This is a genomic window from uncultured Kordia sp., from assembly GCF_947489565.1.
Classification (GTDB): Bacteria; Bacteroidota; Bacteroidia; order Flavobacteriales; family Flavobacteriaceae; genus Kordia.
Genome location: NZ_CANLEA010000009.1, coordinates 95,683 through 116,199 on the forward strand (window position 1 = coordinate 95,683; position 20,517 = coordinate 116,199).

General features: G+C 34.0%; 17 protein-coding genes. 11 read left to right on the forward strand and 6 right to left on the reverse strand.

What is annotated here, in order from left to right; translation table 11 throughout:
• The first annotated feature begins 371 nt into the window (after positions 1 to 371).
• From Q0845_RS13665 to Q0845_RS13690, 6 genes are all read left to right on the forward strand, one after another.
• Positions 372 to 524 (forward strand): hypothetical protein, encoded by a 153-nt coding sequence (locus Q0845_RS13665; RefSeq protein WP_298514132.1) that lies wholly within the window; start codon positions 372 to 374, stop codon positions 522 to 524.
• A gap of 138 nt (positions 525 to 662) precedes the next feature.
• A complete protein-coding gene (locus Q0845_RS13670) occupies positions 663 to 1,163 on the forward strand; it encodes a hypothetical protein (RefSeq protein ID WP_298514134.1) in 501 nt (166 codons plus the stop codon).
• Positions 1,163 to 1,906 (forward strand): hypothetical protein, encoded by a 744-nt coding sequence (locus Q0845_RS13675; RefSeq protein ID WP_298514137.1) that lies wholly within the window; start codon positions 1,163 to 1,165, stop codon positions 1,904 to 1,906. Before Q0845_RS13670 ends, Q0845_RS13675 begins: the two co-directional genes overlap by 1 nt.
• 220 nt (positions 1,907 to 2,126) lie before the next feature.
• Positions 2,127 to 2,339, forward strand: a complete 213-nt coding sequence (locus tag Q0845_RS13680; protein ID WP_298514139.1) for a hypothetical protein — start codon at positions 2,127 to 2,129, stop codon at positions 2,337 to 2,339.
• A 204-nt stretch (positions 2,340 to 2,543) separates the two neighbouring features.
• Positions 2,544 to 3,599: a T9SS type A sorting domain-containing protein gene (locus tag Q0845_RS13685; RefSeq protein WP_298514141.1), complete on the forward strand. Its 1,056-nt coding sequence runs from the start codon at positions 2,544 to 2,546 to the stop codon at positions 3,597 to 3,599.
• A gap of 791 nt (positions 3,600 to 4,390) precedes the next feature.
• Complete coding sequence (locus tag Q0845_RS13690) at positions 4,391 to 4,735, forward strand: hypothetical protein (protein WP_298514144.1); 345 nt, start codon at positions 4,391 to 4,393, stop codon at positions 4,733 to 4,735.
• Positions 4,736 to 4,808: 73 nt separating this feature from the next.
• Here Q0845_RS13690 and Q0845_RS13695 read toward each other — a convergent pair whose 3' ends face one another.
• A complete protein-coding gene (locus tag Q0845_RS13695; protein WP_298514146.1) occupies positions 4,809 to 6,170 on the reverse strand; it encodes a pyridoxal-phosphate dependent enzyme in 1,362 nt (453 codons plus the stop codon).
• Between the two features lie 187 nt (positions 6,171 to 6,357).
• Here Q0845_RS13695 and Q0845_RS13700 point away from each other — a divergent pair, with 187 nt between their 5' ends.
• Positions 6,358 to 8,763 (forward strand): tetratricopeptide repeat protein, encoded by a 2,406-nt coding sequence (locus Q0845_RS13700; protein WP_298514150.1) that lies wholly within the window; start codon positions 6,358 to 6,360, stop codon positions 8,761 to 8,763.
• 105 nt (positions 8,764 to 8,868) lie between these two features.
• Here Q0845_RS13700 and Q0845_RS13705 read toward each other — a convergent pair whose 3' ends face one another.
• The gene (locus tag Q0845_RS13705) at positions 8,869 to 10,110 is read right to left on the reverse strand and encodes an FtsX-like permease family protein (RefSeq protein ID WP_298514153.1); all 1,242 of its coding nucleotides are present in this window, start codon (positions 10,108 to 10,110) and stop codon (positions 8,869 to 8,871) included.
• An 8-nt stretch (positions 10,111 to 10,118) separates the two neighbouring features.
• On the opposite strand from Q0845_RS13705, the gene Q0845_RS13710 reads away from it, so the two are divergent.
• Entirely contained in the window at positions 10,119 to 11,402 is a 1,284-nt protein-coding gene (locus Q0845_RS13710; RefSeq protein WP_298514156.1) for a DUF1343 domain-containing protein, read from the forward strand.
• A gap of 485 nt (positions 11,403 to 11,887) precedes the next feature.
• On the opposite strand, the gene Q0845_RS13715 is transcribed toward Q0845_RS13710, so the two are convergent.
• The 3 genes from Q0845_RS13715 to Q0845_RS13725 all read right to left on the reverse strand — a co-directional run bounded on the left by Q0845_RS13715 (position 11,888) and on the right by Q0845_RS13725 (position 14,557).
• Positions 11,888 to 13,123, reverse strand: coding sequence for a glycosyltransferase family 4 protein (locus Q0845_RS13715; protein WP_298514159.1), 1,236 nt, complete (start codon positions 13,121 to 13,123; stop codon positions 11,888 to 11,890).
• A gap of 9 nt (positions 13,124 to 13,132) precedes the next feature.
• Positions 13,133 to 13,984, reverse strand: a complete 852-nt coding sequence (locus Q0845_RS13720; RefSeq protein WP_298514162.1) for a sterol desaturase family protein — start codon at positions 13,982 to 13,984, stop codon at positions 13,133 to 13,135.
• 66 nt (positions 13,985 to 14,050) lie between these two features.
• Positions 14,051 to 14,557, reverse strand: coding sequence for a YkgJ family cysteine cluster protein (locus Q0845_RS13725; RefSeq protein WP_298514165.1), 507 nt, complete (start codon positions 14,555 to 14,557; stop codon positions 14,051 to 14,053).
• Positions 14,558 to 14,861: 304 nt separating this feature from the next.
• On the opposite strand from Q0845_RS13725, the gene Q0845_RS13730 reads away from it, so the two are divergent.
• Positions 14,862 to 15,566 (forward strand): bifunctional 2-polyprenyl-6-hydroxyphenol methylase/3-demethylubiquinol 3-O-methyltransferase UbiG, encoded by a 705-nt coding sequence (locus Q0845_RS13730; protein ID WP_298514167.1) that lies wholly within the window; start codon positions 14,862 to 14,864, stop codon positions 15,564 to 15,566.
• A gap of 155 nt (positions 15,567 to 15,721) precedes the next feature.
• Here the strand turns inward: Q0845_RS13730 and Q0845_RS13735 are convergent, their stop codons facing one another.
• Positions 15,722 to 16,255 carry a hypothetical protein gene (locus tag Q0845_RS13735; RefSeq protein ID WP_298514170.1) on the reverse strand — a complete coding sequence of 178 codons (534 nt, stop codon included), beginning with the start codon at positions 16,253 to 16,255 and terminating at the stop codon, positions 15,722 to 15,724.
• A gap of 224 nt (positions 16,256 to 16,479) precedes the next feature.
• On the opposite strand from Q0845_RS13735, the gene Q0845_RS13740 reads away from it, so the two are divergent.
• Together Q0845_RS13740 and Q0845_RS13745 are read left to right on the forward strand one after the other, a co-directional pair.
• Entirely contained in the window at positions 16,480 to 18,825 is a 2,346-nt protein-coding gene (locus Q0845_RS13740) for a T9SS type A sorting domain-containing protein (RefSeq protein WP_298514172.1), read from the forward strand.
• A gap of 159 nt (positions 18,826 to 18,984) precedes the next feature.
• Positions 18,985 to 20,505: a helicase HerA-like domain-containing protein gene (locus Q0845_RS13745; RefSeq protein WP_298514174.1), complete on the forward strand. Its 1,521-nt coding sequence runs from the start codon at positions 18,985 to 18,987 to the stop codon at positions 20,503 to 20,505.
• The last annotated feature ends 12 nt before the right edge of the window (positions 20,506 to 20,517 follow it).

The following is a 20,517-nucleotide window of genomic DNA, read 5'->3' on the forward strand; positions in this document are numbered from 1 at the left end:
AACTCCCTTTTGTTTGGCTTATAATGCGCGAAACATTACTGTTTGATATGATGAATCTCTAAAAAAAATCAATTGAACCTTGAAATTATTTGATAAGCGTTGAATATTTTTTATAAGCGTTAGATTTTGACACTTCAACCTTCTCTTTTCAGTTTTTTATAGTGATAAACTCGTAGTTTATATGTCGCTATCGTTTCTGATGCCAATTATTTACTTTAAGTCTATAAAAATGAGCGTTTTTAGTAAGTAAGTTAAAGCGTAGCATACACTGAAAAAACTTCCGCTAATTTCCTTTAATGAAATAGTGTTTTTCCTGAAAATAGCCACAGTAGCTTTTATAGTTTTGTCATCGAATTTTAAAACTATACATCATGAAAAATCAAAAAACGATTCAAACATTAACATTCAAAAAAACAACTGTTTCTATTTTTAGCATTACAGGAGGATTGCCAATAGAAAATAATATTACAAGAACTTACTGCAACCGTAGAACAGTAGATTCCATTTGTCATTGCCCTCGTTAGACATAAAAACTACTTTTTACTCATAAGGAGTTATAAACAATAAAAGCTCAACTACTACTAGTTGGGCTTTGTTTTTTAACAATACCATTACGCAACCTTATCCTAACTTTTGTATCTATTTACAAAACAACAACCCTTATGAAAAACAAACTCTTTACTCTCATACTCTGTCTGAGTCTTATTTCCTGTTGGTACTCAGATGATGGAGGCGATACTATAGCGAATAGCCTTTATGAACCTACGATACTCTTACGAACCGAACTAGAAAGTTCTATTACACTACAAGAAGCACGTGCCATAGAGAAAACAGGTAAAATTTATGTCATTGGTAATTATTTATTTGTGAACGAACCGCATGTAGGTTTTCACATTATCAATAACAGCGATCCATCGAATCCAGTAGCAGAAAAGTTTTTAACGACGCCTGGCGTGACCGATATTATTTTTAAAGGAGATTCTTTTTATATAAATCAAGCGGTCGATTTGGTAGCCTTGAAGTTTAATGATGCCATGACAAGTGTTACGGAAACGAAACGTATCAAAAATACTTTCCCCGTTATGGAATCGCCTGATGGTTATTATCATCAGACGACTAGCGATGATGAAATTGTTGTAAACTGGACTTTAAACCTAAACTAATGAGAAAGATTGTATATATATTTTTAGGAAGTTTCGCCATGTTGTTGGCAAGCTGTAATGCAGATAGTACTGATAGTGCTAATTTTGCAAGTGAGACAGGACAATCAGGATCATTAGCCCGTTTTACCATTTTGGACAATCATTTATACACGGTTGATCATTTTAACTTAAATGTGTTTGATATTAATGATAGAGAAAATCCGGTGTTGGTCAACTCTGTAAATGTCGGATTTGATATAGAAACTTTATTTTCTTATAAATCGTACTTGTATATCGGTTCAAGAAATGGGATGTTTATTTATGATGCCAATAATTTTGAAACACCTCAGCTTTTATCGGCTGTACAACATTTTACTGCTTGCGATCCTGTGATTGCAACACCAACGCACGCTTTTGTCACTTTAAAAGGCGGCAATCAATGTGGTGTCAATCTGAATGTATTGGAAGTATATGATGTAACAGATGTGACGAATCCGATATTGATATCGCAACGCAATTTGGCAGGACCCGTTGGCATGGGATTTTATGGCGATTATTTATTTGTGTGTGATGATGAAGTAAAGATATTTGACATTTCTGATCCTGAAAACATGAACCTTGTGCATGCCATTAATACCGAAAGCTTTGATGTCATTATTCAGAATGATTTATTGATTTTAGTAGGCGATCAAGGTGTATATCAATACGCTTTAGACCCAAACGACATACAAAATGAAACAATGTTGAGCACAATTTCACTATGATATCCTAATAGCAACTGTACATTTAATATGTTGGAAAACATAAAACAATCATTTATAAGCGAACTTCGGTTCGCTTTTTTTGTGTATGATTTTTTATATGATTGTTGTTGTTTTAATTACAGGTTTTAGATGTCGGTTTTTTATAATCCCGACTTCTGTTTGTTGTGCCAATTAGTATTTTTCTTTTCATTTGAATCATTATTAATTTAAATTATTTGTTATGTTAAAATCTATTTTAAAAATTGATGGCGTTAATGAGCTAAAAAAGGAAGACCAATTACGTATCAATGGTGGGGAAAATGATCCTTGCGAAAGTTTTCATTACATCTGTTCTACTGCTGATAATTATAGTGAATGTATGAATGCATTCTTTTGCTCTGATTATAAGCATCCTATTATTTTAACTACTAAATGGATTGAGGATATTTTTTGATTCATCCTTAATTCAACTTCAATAGCGAACTTCAGTTCGCTTTTTCTATACCTTAAAGAATCAATTATATTTAATTCAAACAATTAATTGTCAAAACATTAACTCTAAATAAAGTATTCAACATTTATAAATCCAACACACTACCTTTTTATTTTCCTACATATTCCGATTACCTTGTAGATAGCAAACATTAAAACCATTACCATGAAAAAAAATTACACTTGCATCTGCTTGGCGGCATGCCTTTTTATGTCTTTAATGCTCTCTGCTCAAGCAGAAGTTGTTGCCAATACAGGACTTTTAAATCCTGTAGGAGTCACAATTAAAGACAATGATTTATTTATCAGTTCTGTTGGAAACATGTCGATTCAGAGAAAAGACCTTACGGACACTTCCACGACTGCTACCACTGAATTTTTACCAAACTTAAGTTTCGGTGTATATCTAATGATTCAAGGAAATGATTTATACATTCCTATGTTAGCAAACGACAAGGTTGTTAAAATTGATGTTACCAATCCTACTGCAGTTTTAACAGATGTTGCTACCAACATCATTCAGCCTGCGGGAATTGCCTTTAGAAACAATGAAATGTATGTTACCTCTCGCAATCAATCCAAAATTGTTAAAGTTGATCTTAGCCAAAGCAATCCAATACCTGTAGATGTCATTACACAAATTCCGGGAACTCTTGTAGATGCGGTCGTATTTAAAGGAGACGAGCTTTACTTTACTCATAGTGGTTCCGTATCTAAAATAAATGTTACCGATCCAACTCCAACCATTGAAGAAGTATTGGTAGACGTAGGTGCTCTGCATATCGTTTTTGACGGAGATATCATGTATGTTTCACAAAGTGGAACCAATACCGTTTCTAGAGTAGACACTTCGCAAAGTACACCTATTCCTTTCACCTTTTTAACCTTACCTCAAACACCATGGGGAATGGTTCTGGACGATAATAACTTATACATTGCTGAGCAAACTGGCAGTAGAGTTGTACGATTCGATTTAACCACACTAGGAGTTGATGAAGCTTCCGCTAGAAAGTTTACCTATTATCCAAATCCGACAAAAGACTATGTACACATTGCAGGCTTAGCACAAAACACGAGCTATGCTTTAACGGATCAACATGGAAGAGAGATCATGAAAGGAAAATTAGCTTCTGTAGATAAACTAGATTTGAGCACTGTTGCCAATGGTGTATATTTCTTAAAATTAAACAACTACGAAGTAAAGAAGATTATAAAATATTAATCAATAGTATAAAAGAAGCATCTTGAAATATAAAACTCATTTCAAGATGTTTTTTGTAGGTTAATTGTTTATTGTGGCGAACATATTTAAAGTTTGTAATTACCTAAATGTGGACAAAAGCAATACATATTTCTTGACGATTTAATACTGATTCTGTCAAAATGATATGTTACTTCTTTTGTAGTATTTTTAAATTCTTTCTCATTTACGATACAACTTCCTTTTTTCGCAACAATGTTATTTCGTTAACTAGTTGGTGACAAATTCATGATTCTTACAAAGAATTTCTTAAAAAATACCGTTTATCTTCCTTTCTTTGCAGTTAATCCGAAGGTTTTTTACAATATTCTCGAAAAAAAATTGTTATTTTGTCAGAGTTTTAATTAAAGAGCGGAATTTTTTAATTCCAAATTTCAATAAAATATAGATTGTACACAGAAGAAATCTTTCCCCTAAGCCAATATTTCTGTTGTATCATATTTTATTAGAAGTACGTTGTAATTTTTAGTCCTAAATAATAAAGAACTTATTAAACACTAAAAAAGACTCCGTAAAAGGCTAATTTTAAAAGATTTGATTATTTTCTTATAGAAACATTAATTTGTTTCTCTTGAAGAAGAACATGAATCGCTGGTCATTTGAAAAGCATATGCACAGTAGTATCGTTTGATACGAAATGATGCTTTTTCAATATGTTTTACAGAATAAGATGACGAGATATGTGATTTATAAGAAACTAAAAATCAGACATTAAAATTATTTTTGTGAGTTTTTTTTTATAATTTTAAACTGTGAAACTAAAATATACCATACTATTGGTTTTATTATATACCTGCAATTTGTTAGCAGCAAATACAAAATACGCTGATGACAATGCATTCAATTTTAATACTTCCATTACTGAACCTGGGAACGAGGCTGTATTAAATCCTCCTACCATTGCTACTGCGGATGATAGTAGTCTACTTGGCGGCGGCATAGGAGATGAAGATGAAACACTAGACTCTGTACTAAGTTATTTTATCTTAATTTTCTTCTCGGTATTGATTATTATACTGATTGATAATAGAAACCTAGAGAAACGCTACAAGAAACTCGTAGCAGATTTTAAAACAAAAGAACATCCTACATTATAATATAAACATAAAAAAGTCGAATATTGCTATTCGACTTTTTTTATGCTTGTATAATTTCTTTGTATAATAGTAATTAACCAATTCCTTTGATGATATCATATTTCGTAATAATATGATGCTTACCTCCATCCAAAGCTACCAATACTGCTTGATTATCTTTGGTAATCAATTTTGAAATTTCTTCAATTGGTGTATTGTGATGCACTATTGGAAATGGTTTTTCCATGATATCTGCAATATACGTATCCGCAATGTCTTTGTTTTCCAAATACTTTGTAAAAAGCGAAGTCTCATCTACAGAACCTACAAAACCTTCTGTATCCTCTACAGGAATTTGTGAAATTTTAAACTTACGCATACGCTCAATAGCATGCGATACCAACTCTCCTGTTTTTACAGTCACCAATGGTTTGTCAGAATGTCCTTTGATCAAATCGGCAGCCGTTGAGATTTCTTCTTCCAAGAAACCACGTTCACGCATCCAATCGTCGTTAAACATTTTCCCAACATATCTACTTCCATGATCGTGAAATAAAACCACCACCACATCGTCTTTGCTAAAATGTTCTTTTAGCTGTAATACACCTTTTATAGCAGCTCCAGCAGAATTTCCTAAGAACATTCCTTCTTCTTTTGCCAAACGTTGTGTATACACTGCCGCATCTTTGTCAGTTACTTTTGTAAAACCGTCAATAATACTAAAGTCCACATTTTTAGGTAAAATATCTTCTCCAATTCCTTCCGTAACGTACGAATAGATTTCGTTTTCATCAAAAATACCAGTTTCGTGATATTTTTTAAACACAGAACCATACGTGTCAACTCCCCAAACTTTTACATTCGGATTTTGTTCTTTTAAGTATTTTCCAACTCCCGAAATGGTTCCACCAGTTCCTACACCTACAATAAAATGCGTTACTTTTCCATTAGTCTGATCCCAAATTTCAGGACCTGTACTTTCGTAGTGCGCTTTGGCATTACTTGGATTGTCATACTGGTTTACGTACCATGAGTTTGGTGTTTCTTCACCCAAACGTTTTGATACAGAATAATACGAACGTGGATCTTCTGGCTCAACTGCTGTTGGACATACAATTACTTCCGCACCAACGGCACGTAAAATGTCCATTTTCTCTTTCGATTGTTTGTCTGCCATCACACAAATAAGCTTGTACCCTTTTACAATGGCAGCCAATGCTAAGCCCATTCCTGTGTTTCCAGAAGTTCCTTCAATAATAGTTCCGCCAGGTTGTAAGCGTCCATCTGCTTCGGCATCTTCAATCATCTTTAAGGCCATTCTGTCTTTTACAGAATTCCCCGGATTGAAAGTCTCATATTTTGCCAATACCAAAGCATCAATGCCTTCTACTAAGGCATTCATTTTAACTAAAGGTGTATTTCCGATAGTTTCCAATATATTTTTTGCGTATTCCATTCTTATATCTTGATGGGACAAAGATACAAAGTCTTTGTAGATATTTTAATATTAAATTCTTAAAAGTCTATTAAATTAATAGGCTAATAAAGTTTAAGAAACTTTCTTATATCATTTCATAAAAAGTAGCACTGTATTTCTTAATTTCTGTGACAACTATAGTATATTAGAAGCATAATTATACATCATGGCAGAAAACGAAGAACAAGATTGGAGACTTATACATAACGAAGCATGGGAATTGCGACAAGAAGGAAAGTTTCAAGAAGCACAAGAAAGGTATTATAAAGCTCTAGAAATTTACCCAAACCATGCATCGTATCATAATTTAGGAGAAACATATTCTGACATGGGCGATAGAGAAAAAGCGATTTTCTATTTTAATAAATCGCTTGCGTTGAATCCTGAATATGCCTTAGCACATAACAATAAAGCTTTTTCCTTGTATGTATTAAAACGATATGAAGAAGCTTTAGAAAGTATCAACAAAGCACTGAAATTTAAAAGTCAAGACTCAATTTACAATGCTACAAAAGCAGAAATTTTGTTTGCCATGGGAGATACAGAAGGTTTTTATAAAGCTTTTGAAATTAGCATTCATTTAGGAGTTGATCCCAATATTCTAGATCCTGCCATTAAAGAGAAATACGGACATACAAGACGCTATCAAATTATTATTGGAGCACTTGGCGAAGAAGAAATCAATTCGCCAGTATTACAAGAAATCTGCAAAAAAATAGAATCTTGGGAAGCTTCACAAATTAAAGAAGCCATTGCACTGCTTAAAGAACATAAAGAATTCAGGAAAGTTGTTGAAGATCGCTATGGAGAAATTTATAGAAATTTAGGCGGAAAAACATTGCGCTCTTTAGGTGGTTTTCCAAGTAGATGGGACAAATTAAACACGATTAAAAAGTGCAATGTACTGACATACTGGCCTGTTTCTGTAAAATTTCCAATTCCAAGATTAGATTTAAGCGGAACCAAACGTGTAGATAGTTGGCGAGATTCACATTACGGACAGCAAATAGAAAAGTTTCCAGACAATCTGAAAAAAATTAAAGGCATTCGTATGGTGTATTTAATGCATCAACAATTGAAAGTAGTTCCTGATTTTATCTACGAAATGACTGATTTGGAAGTGTTGAGTCTATATGATAATGATATAGAACAAATATCCGACAAACTGCTCAATCTTAAAAAACTAAAAACGCTCAACCTTAGTTATAATTATGGTTTGAAACAAATTCCAGATATCGGGCAACTGAAAGAATTAGAAGAATTATTTTTAAAATATACAGATATTACAGAGTTATCAGATGCCTTTTTCGCGTTGAAACATCTTAAATTGATTGATACTTCTAGTAGCGATTTGGATAGAGAAACAAAGATTATTAAACGAATTATGACTACGTTTCCAGATGCCGAATTCATCTCAAACACTAAAAAAACGGTTGCTCTTGAAGATAATGTAAATGCTGATGAATATAAAGGCAAGGAAAAAATTAGATTCCGCGAATTCAATATAAATTATTTACCGAAAAGCTTGTTTATGGCTGATGTGGTAAAAGAACTCGAAATTGATTGTTACAGTTTAAAAGAACTTCCAGATACTTTTGATAAGTTACAAACTCTGGAAGTATTAAAACTAGATGTTGGAAAAGAAGTTGCAACGCTTCCGCCATCTATTATGAAACTCAAAAACTTAAAGGAACTGCATATTGAAGGTTGGGAAATTAGAACGCTGCCCGAAAATTTAGGCGCCATTACTACTTTAGAAAAACTACATTTAAGATGTACCAACTTGTCACAGATTCCCGATTCAGTGTATACGCTAAAAAGCTTGACTCATCTGGAAATTGAAGGTTCTAATACTTCCATAATTTCGGCTGCAATTGCTAGTCTCACAAATTTACAAACGTTGAAATTACAGGATATTAATAGACTTACTATTGATGCAGCCGTAGGGAAACTAACGCAACTTCAAGAAGTAGCAATTAAGATTCGAAATGCAGAAAGCTTTACAGGAATTTATAATTTTCCAAACACGCTCAAAAAGCTAAAGTTTGACTATGATAAACGCCGTTCATCCACGCCAGGATACGAACTCTCTATTGGGCGTTTATTAGAGAAGCTACCGCAACTTTCAACACTAGAACTAGATGATGTAGACTTTGTAGATGACGCGCATGAAATTGCAGAAAATCATACATTAACAGAACTTGCAATAGATGGAAAAACGACTGTATTCCCGAAAGGTTTTGGAAATTTGAAAGCCTTAAAAAAACTCCGAATTTTCAATAGTCAAATGGAACGTTTTGATACTTCTTTGTATGCTTGTACGAATCTGGAATATTGCCGAATTACCAATACAAAATTCACCACGATTCCCGAAGGAATTGCAGCCTTGCAAAAGCTGACTTGGTTTGGATTTGAAAGTACACAAATAGAATCTATTCCCGAAGATATTTTTGAACTACAACAACTCAAACGCTTGATTTTAGGAGAAAGTCCATTGTTTAAAAACAAATCATTCAAAGCGAAAATAAAACGTAAAATTAAAGGTTTGAAAGTGGAAAAGTCTTGGTATTGAATTTTAAATGATTTACTAACACCAATTCGTGTACATAGAAAAATCAACAGCAAGCAGAAAAAACATTCGTGAATTCGTGACAAAAAAAATAAAAAAACAAAGTTTTTACTGAAACTTAATCGCCTTTACTGGAGAAATTTTTGTGATAATGTATGATGGAAGTAATAACATCAATACACATAAAACCAATGTCCCTATATTAAGTGCTAAAATATGCCATACTTCAATATGTGTTGGAATAATAGTGGTGTGATATTGCTCTGGATTTGGGAAGGTTAAAAAGCCAAATGTATGTTGTAACCAAATAAGTCCAATTCCAAGTATATTTCCCCAAAGCAATCCAATTCCTATCAAATAAGCAGCATTGTACAAGAAGATTTTACGAATACTCCAATCGTTACTTCCCAACGATTTTAGGATTCCAATCATAGGAGTTCTATCTAAAATTAACACTAACAATGCCGTAATCATATTAATGCCACCTACAATAATAATGATTCCGATAATGAGAAAAATGTTGACATCAAACAACGAAATCCACTCAAAAATAAACGGAAACTTGCCAATGACACTTTGTGTATCTAAAGTAGACGAAATGGCTTTATATACTTCTTTTGTTTTCGTTTCAATAGCACCAAAATCATCAATGAAGACTTCAAAATTTCCAACTTCGCCATTCTTCCATTTATTCATACGCTGAATATGACGAATGTCTACCAACATCACATTGGCATCAAACTTTTGAAATCCTGAATCGTAAATTCCCACGATTTCAAAGGTTCGTTCGTTCGGAATTTCGCTAGTATCTTCTTTTAGGAATAATGTTTTGAACGTATCTCCCAATTTCAATTCCAATCGTCTTGCCATATAAGCAGACATGAGTATTTCTCTATTTTCACGTTTTTCAGAAACATTTGGAAAACGTCCTTCGGTTAAAAAATCTTCAAAAGCTTCCCAATTATAATCTGCTCCAACACCTTTTGCCAAAACACCTTCAAAAGTTTTTTCAGTACGAATAATTCCTGCTTTAATAGCTACCGCTTGAATATGAGTAACGCCCGGAACCTGCGTAAAACTTGGGTAAAAGTCCTGTTCTATCTCCAAAGGCATCAAAGAAACTTCGGAGTTATTATTGTCAAAATGCGAGATTTGTATATGCCCGTTAAAGGTCGCAACCTTTTCTTGGATCGTTTTTTGCAGTCCCATTCCTGTAGCAATCGCAACCATCATCATAACAATGCCAATAGCAATAGCTGCGATGGCAATTTTTATTATTGTTGCCGATACACTACTTTTATATTGTTTTGCCTTAATAATACGTTTGGCAATAAAAAACTCGTAATTCAAATTCAAGAATGGTTTATAGATTTTTCAAAAATACATTTTTATTGTTGTTATTAATTGGATTTTTCACAAGATGTGGCTCTAAAGAACAACAAAACGCGCAAAATATTGCAGATGCTAGTCATTCTTCTATGGCTAAAGTGGAAAACGCTTCCGCAGAATTGCCTCAGAAAGAAATCATCGTTGGTGCAAATAAAACATCCGAACTACTACCAATGCTTAAAAACAAGCGTGTTGGAATTGTGGCCAATCAAACGAGCGTCATTTTTAAATCCAATAAAACCTATACGCATTTGGTGGATTCGTTAGTCGCTTTAAAAGTAGCTGTGAAAACCGTTTTTTCTCCCGAACATGGTTTTCGAGGAAAAGCTGATGCTGGCGAAATTGTAAAAGATGGAAAAGATATTAAAACAGGATTGCCTATTATTTCTTTGTATGGAAAGAATAAAAAACCCTTCCCAAAACAGCTTGAAAATTTGGATGTAGTTATTTTTGATGTCCAAGATGTTGGTGTTCGTTTTTACACCTACATTTCTACACTTCATTATGTTATGGAAGCTTGTGCAGAAGCAAATATTCCTGTCATTGTACTCGACAGACCTAATCCGAATGGACATTATGTAGACGGACCTATTTTAGAAAAGAAGTTTAAAAGTTTTGTGGGAATGCATCCGATTCCGATTGTACACGGAATGACGATTGGTGAATACGCACAAATGATTAACGGCGAAGGTTGGTTGGCGAACAAAGTACAATGTGCCATAACGGTAATTCCGGTTGATAATTATACACATCAAACAGCGTACAGTTTACCCATAAAACCGTCTCCAAACTTACCAAACGATCAATCAATTAACTTATATCCAAGCTTATGTTTGTTTGAAGGAACACCGATTAGCATTGGTCGCGGCACGGAGAAACAATTTCAAATTATAGGAACGCCCGAATACTTTTTAAAACGACATTTATACAGCTTTACGCCAAAGCCAAATTTTGGCGCAAAGAATCCAAAACACAATGGAAAAGAATGCAACGGATACAACTTAACCAAAGAACCGCGTTTGTCGGAACTCAACTTAGAATGGTTGTTAGAGTTTTATAAAACACACAAGCAGTATGCTGAAAAAACGGCTTTTTTCAATAAAAATAAATTCTTCTCTAAACTGGCTGGAACAGACAAATTACAGCAACAAATTGAAGCTGGCATGTCGGAAGCGGAAATCAAAGCGACTTGGAAAGAAGGTTTGGAGGCATTTAAGAAAACGAGAGCGAAGTATTTGATGTATGAGTTGTAGTTTGTTTGTTGTTTGAAACTATATTTTTACATTTAAAATTCAGCATTCAACATGTATAATTTCAAACGTCAGTTCGAGTGGTTTTTCGTAATAAAATGAAGAAAAATTGTATCGAGAACTACTTTGAAAAACTGAATAAACTTTGAAAAATTCAGCACATCTCGATACTAATTTGCTACACAAATTAACTCGACGTGACGAATCGTAAATTGAAAAAATCCACTTTTACATTTAAAAATCAGCATTCAACATGTATAATTTCAAACGTCAGTTCGAGTGGTTTTTCGTAATAAAATGAAGAAAAATTCTATCGAGAACTACTTTGAAAAACTGAATAAACTTTGAAAAATTCAGCATTCAACATGTATCATTTCAAAACGTCAGTTCGAGTGGTTTTTCGTAATAAAATGAAGAAAAATTGTATCGAGAACTACTTTAAAAAACTAAATAAACTTTGAAAAAATCAGCATTCAACATGTATCATTTCAAAGCTTATTTTTCTCTTCAATCCAAAGTGACATGTATTTGGTACTTTTCGTATTGTGTAATTGTAAGAGACTTCCAAAGAAGTTTTGTGTTCGATGTGCTTCCAAATGTTGTTGCGTAGTCTGTATTTTGTCTAAAAGCTGTTGCTGAAAGATTTCTTTTTGATACCGATTTGTTAAAATTTCAAAACCGTTTTGCTGTGCTTTTTGCCAACGATTTTTGTCTGTATATAATTCCACAGTTTCATTAATCAAGGCTTCAAGATCATCTGAAACAACTCCGTTCCAAGGGAATGTACCATGCATACCTTCTGCGCCAACAGAACTTGTAACGCATGGTGTTCCGTTTTGCATACCATCGATAAATTTCCCTTTGAGTCCTGCGCCAAAACGCAAAGGTGCCAGTAGAATTCTCGCGTTCGAAATGACCTCAGCAGCACTTTCTGCACGTCCTTTTACATAGAATCGTTCTTTGGGTTGATTGAGTTGTAAGTTTTGTTCTTTTGCATACGAACCGTACACGTGCATTTCTACATTGGGCAACTTTTTTCGCAACAATGGCAAAACTTCCTTTTTTAAATAAAGTACCAAATCGCGATTCGGCGCATGTAAAAAGTTTCCGATAGTGACAAAATGCTGTCGTTCTTCAAAAGTTGGCAATGTTGCTATGGCCTCTTGCGATACCGCTTCTACCATAAACGGAATGTACAATAACAAAGAAGCATCAATTTTGAAATCATTGATCAAAATGTCACGTTCAACTTCTGAAATTAGTAATGAAATATCGCAACGTAAAATACTGGCAATTTCTCGCTGAGCTAAGTTGTATCTTTTTAATTGATCAATATGAAAATCTTTTCCATCTTTTATGGCTTGATGACGTGCTTTTCGCAAACTATGCAAATCTTCTGTGTCCAGAATTCGCAATGCATCAGGACAGTTTTCCGTCACACGCCAACCAAATTGTTCTTCCATCATAAAACGATCAAACAATACAATTGTTGGCTGCAATTTTTTAACGAATTCGTCAAAGCTAGGATCGTTAATCTGAATGGTCTTTGATGCAATTCCCATCTGACGTAAGTCATAACAAAATTCGCTTTTCGCTGCTGGACACGCAAAAGTGACGTCCCAATGTTGCGCACGAAATAGTTGTAATAATTGCAACATTCGCGTTCCTGCGGCAGATGAATTTGGTTCTGGCCATACATAGCCAATGACTAACACGTGTTGCATAGAATATAATTACTCATTCGAGTTTAAGGTAGTTGGCGGACGATATTTGTTGAAAGGAATTTTGAGTAAACTCTTTAAATCTGCATTTTCAGCAGCATCTGGATACGTATCAACTCCGTACACCAAGGTATCTGGATCTTTTACGGCAAAGGTTCTAAAAATATGATCCCAAATTGAAAAGATATTTCCATAGTTTGTATCTGTATATGGCAATACATGATGATGATGAACTTTGTGCATGTTTGGTGAAACAATAAGATAACTAATCCATTTATCTAGTTTTTTTGGAATGCTAATATTCGCATGATTGAACTGTGACAATACGACTGATATGGATTGATACAGCATGATAATCGCTACAGGCGCACCTACAATTAATACGCCTAATAAGGTAAATATAAAACGGATGACACTTTCTCCTGGATGATGTCTGTTGGCAGTAGTAGTGTCTACATGTGTATCTGTATGATGTACTAGATGAAAACGCCACAATACTGGAACTCTGTGTTCTACATAATGTGCCAACCAAGCGCCAAAGAAGTCTAACAAAGCCACTCCAATTAGCACATACCACCAAGCAGATAGTGTTGTATATTCTGCATTAATCCAGTGTAAAATTCCAAATTCGTTGGTTTGTGTCCACACAGAAACTTTGAACAATAAAAATGCTAAAAAGAAATTAACGGCAATCGTTGTTAAGGTAAAAAAGATATTGATTCCGGCGTGATTTACTTTTTTATAATTGAATCGAAATAAAGGAATTATATATTCAATCAACCAAAAAAATGCGATTCCACCAACTAAAATTGCACTTCGGTGCGCAGAAGGAATCGACTCAAAATATGATAAAATAGTGTCCAAAATAATGTAAGGTTTCGTAGGTTTTGTGAGTTTATAAAGATACGTTTTTCTGAAAATTAGTCCAAACTAACGTTTTCCTTTTGCTTCAATCACCGTCTTTAATTTTTCAATGATATTATAGGTTGCGGGACATATCGCTATATTGTTCATGGTAATTTCGGAAATCTTATGGAACTTTTTACGATTGGTATGTGGATATTCTCTACACGCTTTTGGGCGTACATCATAAATATTACATTCATTATCGGCTCCTAAAAAATGACAAGGCGCGCTCTGCAACACATAATGATTGTCTTCATCAAAGTATAAAAACTGACTGATAAACTGATGTTCTTTCATGCGAAAATGCTTTGAAATACGTGCTATATCAGCATTGGTAAATATCGGACTTGTGGTTTTACAGCAATTGGCACAAGCAAGACAATCTGTTTTCTTAAATTCTTCCTCATGCAGTTCTTGCATAATATAATCGAGATTCTTAGGAACTTTCTTTTTTAACTTTTGAAAGAATTTTTGATTCTCTTTTTCTACTTCTTTTGCCTTTTTTGGCAACTCCTCAATAATGTCCTGCATTTGCATTTGTCTTAAAAAAACAAAAATACACAACATTTTTCGGATTTAGTGGGTAACAAAAATTTCATAGAGACACTAGAGTGTATAATACTAAAAATGAGAGGTCATTTTTATGTATAAGAAGATGAAAGCTAGAGTCGTAAAATTGGGGGATTTTTAGGGTCTAGATTTATTTTGTTAATTATTTAGGTTATAGTTAACACAAAGCAACGACAAATACATTAGTTAGTAGTCGTTGCTTTTTTTATGCCTTTTAGAGAAAGTTCAATTTCTTAGTGTACTTTTGTCGAGAAGCAGGTAACGTATGAAAGATTTATTCGGAAAAGCGATTTTAGATTATCAACAAGGAAATTACACAGAAGATATTGTAACGGCGACTTCTATTTCGGAAGAAGATTCGTTGCCACTTCCTTATTTATTTCGTTCCTACTCAGAAATGCCTTTGCTAGAACAAACTGCATTGCAATTATCAAAAGGAAAAGTATTGGATGTAGGTTGCGGCGCAGGAAGTCACAGTCTGTATTTACAAAATGAACGTAATCTGGAAGTTACTGCCATCGATGTTTCTGAAGCTGCTATTGAAGCTTGTAAACTTAGAGGCATTACACATGCGGAAACAGCAGATGTGATGGAGTTTTCTGGACAGTTTGATACTATTCTGCTCTTAATGAATGGTGCAGGCATGTGTGGAAAATTAAATCGAATTACTGCCTTTTTAAATCATTTAAAGACCTTATTGACCGACGATGGACAAATCTTAGTCGATTCATCAGATATCATTTATATGTTTGATGAAGACGAAGATGGCGGCAAATGGATTCCTTCTGAAACCGATTATTATGGTGAACTATTGTATTATGTAAGCTATAAAGGGGAACATGAAGCGCCTTTTAATTGGTTATATATTGATTATAACACATTGCAAAATGCTGCGCACGCTTGTGGTCTACAATGCGAATTGATTGTAGAAGGTGAACATTATGATTATTTGGCAAAGTTGACGAAATAATTTGTGGATTTGTCTCTTTGAAAATAAAGTTTATTTACTAAAATACCAAAGCGTAAGCGCTACCAAAATACTAAAAGGAAAAGCCGCATCTAAAAGCGAAGCATGTCTAATATTCTAAAGCGATAACAGTCTAAAAGTAAAATGCGTCTAAAGAATCAATTCAAGCTATATCCTTTTTCTGCAAGTTTATTTAGGACACTTTTATACAAATCGCCACTCCACTGTTGAGAAATCTCTCCTTCAATTTTTGCCAAACCATCACGACTGGCAATCATTTTTAAACCTGTATCCGAATCGTAAAAGTTTACAATTTGTTGTCGTTGTGTATCTGTGAGTTTAGCTTTATCGGCTCTCATCTGTTTTACAGCATCCGATTCATAAAAAACGATCATATTCTTAATGTCATTCAGCGTAAAATAAGCTTTATATGCTGAAACAAGAATCGCCTTTACATCTTCGACATGTTTTTTCTTGTCACCTTCTAACTCGTTCCAAATAGCCTCAGGAATTTTATAATCTTTGAAGCGATTTTTTAACATATCAAACATTGAATTAATAGCGCCTTCGTATTGTTCTTGCGTTCCATTAATAGTTAAATACTTCTTTACACTGTCTATATACGGGTCCGTTTGTGCCATAGAAGTTTGTGCACAGATAAACAGGAAAGTAACAATAAGTAATTTTTTCATATCAAATAAATATATAAGTGGTAGGCGTTACAAGAATATTGCTTTTCAAATAGTATTCCAAAAAAGAAATATAAAATGTATTTTTGTAGTAAAAATTGTTAATTAATTCAAAATCAACCAAGAAATATTGTCACAAATTTAAAAAAAAGGACAATAAATGTTATTTTTTTGTTAATTTCCCGACAAAAAAATATCGTAAACTAAATTAACACAACCTATTTACTATGAAAAACTTTACTCTTCTTGTGCTACTTGCCTTTATTTTACAGGTATCTGCGCAAAATCCTCAAAGACCACAACCCGAAAGTTGGAGTATTCCGACAATCGATAAAGTGGCTCCAATTCAATTTGAAAAACCAAATTTGGCTCCATTAAGAGCTGAAGATGCTGTAAATGATTTAGATAAATCCATTCCTTGGCGATTTGGATATGATCATTTTGTAGATTATGGAATCGATAATGCTGGCGGATGGTATGAATTACCAAACGGAGATCGTATCTGGAGAATCAACTTTATTTCTCCTGGAGCCTTAACAATGAACTTAATCTTTGATCGCTACAATATTCCTGTAGGTGGAAAAGTATATGTATATAATGGTGATCATTCTCAAATATTAAATGAATTTACGCATTTACACAACAGTCCTGAAGAAATTTTAGGAACTTGGATGGTAGATGGAGAAAGTCTTTGGATTGAATACTTTGAACCAAAAAAAGTAAGAGGTCAAGGACGTTTAAATATTGGAAATGTGGTACATGGATATAGAACATTAAATTATCCTGATCCAAGTGAAATCAACCCAGAAGCATTGAATGACTCTGGACCATGTAATGTAGATGTAAACTGTGATATTTCTGCGTTTAATTCTACGGCACATGACATAAAAGAAGATGTAAAAAGATCTGTTGGAATGATCGTTGTTGGAGGAAGCGGTAACTGTACTGGTTCTTTAGTAAATAATACAAATAATGATGGAACTCCATATTTCTTAACAGCCAATCACTGTTTAGGTGGTTCTGTTGCTGGATGGGCTTTCCGTTTCAACTGGGCAAGTGACGAATCTGTTGCAGACTGTGCTACCAATGCACCAAGTGTTGACAATTCTTTTATCCAAACGGCTAGTGGTGGTATTTTAAGAGCTGCCAATGCAAAATCAGATATGGCATTGATTGAAATTACAGATGCTACTTTCTTTGCAAATAATAGTGCTGACTTAGTATGGGCAGGATGGAATCGTTCTACTACTGCTGTACCTTCTTTAAATGTTGGTGTGCATCACCCAAGCGGAGATATTCAAAAAGTATGTGTAGATGTACAAGGAGCAACAAGAACAACAACTGCTTTTAACGGTGAACCAAATGCTGAAATGTGGCGAATTGCCGATTGGGATTTAGGTGTAACCGAGCCAGGTTCTTCAGGTTCTCCTTTATTTGACCAAGACGGATTGATAATCGGAAAACTTTCTGGAGGTTCTGCAGCTTGTTCTGGAACCAATGATAACGGAGGTTTTGATATTTATGGACGATTTGGAGTTTCTTGGGATTTTGGTACAACCAATGCTACTCAATTAGAGTTTTGGTTAGATCCTGCTGGAACAAATCCAATTACATTAGAACAATTTCCACCAACACAAACATTCGATTTTGACGCGGCAATTTCTATATTAAATGTTCCTACAGACTTGTGTGAAGATACTATTACGCCAACTATTCGTATTAGAAATGCTGGAAATACACAAATGACAAGTGCTACTATTATGTATCAATTAGATGGTGGTACAGCAACAACCATCAACTGGACAGGAAGTTTAGCAAATGATGAATTTGACGATATTCCTTTATCAGCAATTGGAGTTTCTGGAGAAGGTAATCATTCATTTACAGCTACTGTTTCAAACCCTAATGGAAATACAGATCAATCGCCATCAAACGATTCAAATACTAGAAACTTTACCATTCCGCAAGGATTTGAAGTAACAACAATTAGAGTAATTATTACGCCAGACCGTTACGGAGCAGAAACTACTTGGACTTTAGAAGATTCTAACGGAACTGTTGTTGGAAGTGGTGGACCATATATTACAACTGCTGTAAACGGAACTCAACCTGATGAAATTCAAGATGTAAACATTACAACACTTAATGAATGTTACACATTTACATTACTTGATTCATATGGTGATGGAATTTGCTGCCAATACGGAGCAGGAACGTATCGTTTAGAAGATGGAAATGGAAATACTTTAATTAATGGTAATGGATCATTTGCATCTAGTGTTTCTAACTTATTCAAAATTACTGAACCATTAAGCGTTGGAGAAAATGCATTGACAAGTAGTCTGCGTATTTATCCAAATCCTTCAGCTTCAGACTTTACAGTAAATGTAAAACAATATACAAGCTTAACATACGAAATTAGTAGTGTTACAGGACAACGCATCCAAGCAGGTTCTTTTAATCAAGGAGATAACTCACTTTCTATGAGAAGTGAAGCTGCTGGAATCTATTTCATAAGAATTACTGACGTAGAAACAAATACTAGTATCACTAAAAAGATTGTGAGATACTAGACATTGAACTTACCTTACTTAAACAGCATCCGTTTTTCATTTGAAAAGCGGATGTTTTTATTTTTATACCTTTCTTCGTGAATAACTTTCGCGGAAATCTGAAAGCATTTTTTTTAGACTTCATCAAAATCGCTTACTTTTAACCAAATTTTCGAACAGATGAGTAGCAAGTATAATTTTATTGAACACATTGAAAAAGGATATGTAACCAAAGGAGAATATATTACCATGGGAGCTGCCATGTATGAAGGAGAAACTGTTACAGATGCCTATGTAAAAATTCCATTAAAAACCTTAAACAGACACGGTTTAATTGCCGGCGCTACAGGAACAGGAAAAACCAAAACCTTGCAAGTACTTGCTGAAAACCTCTCAGATAAAGGAATTCCTGTGTTATTAATGGATTTAAAAGGTGATTTAAGTGGATTGGCACAACCGAGTCCAGGACATCCTAAAATTGACGAACGTCATGCTAAAATTGGATTTCCGTTTGAAGCTAAAAATTTTCCTATTGAAGTTTTATCACTATCCGATCAAGATGGTGTGCGTTTGCGTGCTACCGTTTCTGAATTTGGTCCTGTATTATTATCTCGAATTTTAGACTTGTCTGAAACACAATCAGGAATTGTTGCCGTTATTTTTAAATACTGTGATGACAATAAAATGCCATTACTCGATTTAAAAGACTTTAAAAAAGTACTGCAATATGCTACTAATGAAGGAAAAAAAGAATTTCAAGAAGCATACGGACGAATTTCTACCGCTTCTACAGGTGCTATTTTGCGTAAAATTATCGAATTAGAACAGCAAGGTGCCGATTTATTTTTTGGTGAAACTTCGTTTGAAGTAGACGATTTAACACGTATTGATGAAAATGGTCGTGGATATATCAACATTATTCGTTTGACAGATATTCAAGACAGACCAAAATTATTTTCAACCTTTATGTTAAGTCTATTGGCTGAAATTTATGAGACATTTCCTGAGCAAGGCGATAGCGGACGACCAGAATTGGTGTTGTTTATTGACGAAGCGCATTTAATTTTCAAACAAGCATCTAGAGCTTTATTAGATCAGATAGAAAGCATTGTAAAATTGATCCGTTCTAAAGGAATTGGTTTATACTTTGTAACACAAAATCCAACAGATATTCCAGAAGCTGTTTTAGGTCAATTAGGTCTTAAAATACAACATGCGCTCCGTGCGTTTACTGCAAAAGATAGAAAAGCGATTAAATTGACTGCCGAAAATTATCCAGATTCAGAATATTACGATACTACCGAAGTATTGACTTCTTTAGGAATTGGAGAAGCATTAATATCTGCCTTAGATGAAAAAGGACGCCCTACTCCACTTGCAGCAACAATGTTACGTGCGCCTATGAGTCGAATGGATGTATTAACTCCAAAAGAATTAAGGCAAGTCATTGACAATTCAAGATTAATTGGAAAGTACAACGAAGAAATAGATCGTGAAAGTGCTTATGAAATGCTGAATGAAAAAATCAAAAAAGCAGAAGCACTTGAAGAAGAAGAAAGAGCCGAAAGAGTAAAAGAAGAAAAAAAATATGCTCGAAGTTCTAGTAGAAAAAGCACACGTCAAAATCCGATTATTAAAGTATTAACGAGTGCAACCTTCATCAGAAGTATCTTCGGAATTCTAAAAAAAGTTATTAAATAATAAAATACATAA

Coding starts and splice junctions, on each gene's coding strand:
- Q0845_RS13665 (WP_298514132.1), top strand. CDS start 372: ATGAAAAATCAAAAAACGATTCAAACATTAACATTCAAAAAAACAACT.
- Q0845_RS13670 (WP_298514134.1), top strand. CDS start 663: ATGAAAAACAAACTCTTTACTCTCATACTCTGTCTGAGTCTTATTTCC.
- Q0845_RS13675 (WP_298514137.1), top strand. CDS start 1,163: ATGAGAAAGATTGTATATATATTTTTAGGAAGTTTCGCCATGTTGTTG.
- Q0845_RS13680 (WP_298514139.1), top strand. CDS start 2,127: ATGTTAAAATCTATTTTAAAAATTGATGGCGTTAATGAGCTAAAAAAG.
- Q0845_RS13685 (WP_298514141.1), top strand. CDS start 2,544: ATGAAAAAAAATTACACTTGCATCTGCTTGGCGGCATGCCTTTTTATG.
- Q0845_RS13695 (WP_298514146.1), bottom strand. CDS start 6,170: ATGGAATACGCAAAAAATATATTGGAAACTATCGGAAATACACCTTTA.
- Q0845_RS13700 (WP_298514150.1), top strand. CDS start 6,358: ATGGCAGAAAACGAAGAACAAGATTGGAGACTTATACATAACGAAGCA.
- Q0845_RS13710 (WP_298514156.1), top strand. CDS start 10,119: ATGGTTTATAGATTTTTCAAAAATACATTTTTATTGTTGTTATTAATT.
- Q0845_RS13715 (WP_298514159.1), bottom strand. CDS start 13,123: ATGCAACACGTGTTAGTCATTGGCTATGTATGGCCAGAACCAAATTCA.
- Q0845_RS13725 (WP_298514165.1), bottom strand. CDS start 14,557: ATGCAGGACATTATTGAGGAGTTGCCAAAAAAGGCAAAAGAAGTAGAA.
- Q0845_RS13730 (WP_298514167.1), top strand. CDS start 14,862: ATGAAAGATTTATTCGGAAAAGCGATTTTAGATTATCAACAAGGAAAT.
- Q0845_RS13735 (WP_298514170.1), bottom strand. CDS start 16,255: ATGAAAAAATTACTTATTGTTACTTTCCTGTTTATCTGTGCACAAACT.
- Q0845_RS13740 (WP_298514172.1), top strand. CDS start 16,480: ATGAAAAACTTTACTCTTCTTGTGCTACTTGCCTTTATTTTACAGGTA.
- Q0845_RS13745 (WP_298514174.1), top strand. CDS start 18,985: ATGAGTAGCAAGTATAATTTTATTGAACACATTGAAAAAGGATATGTA.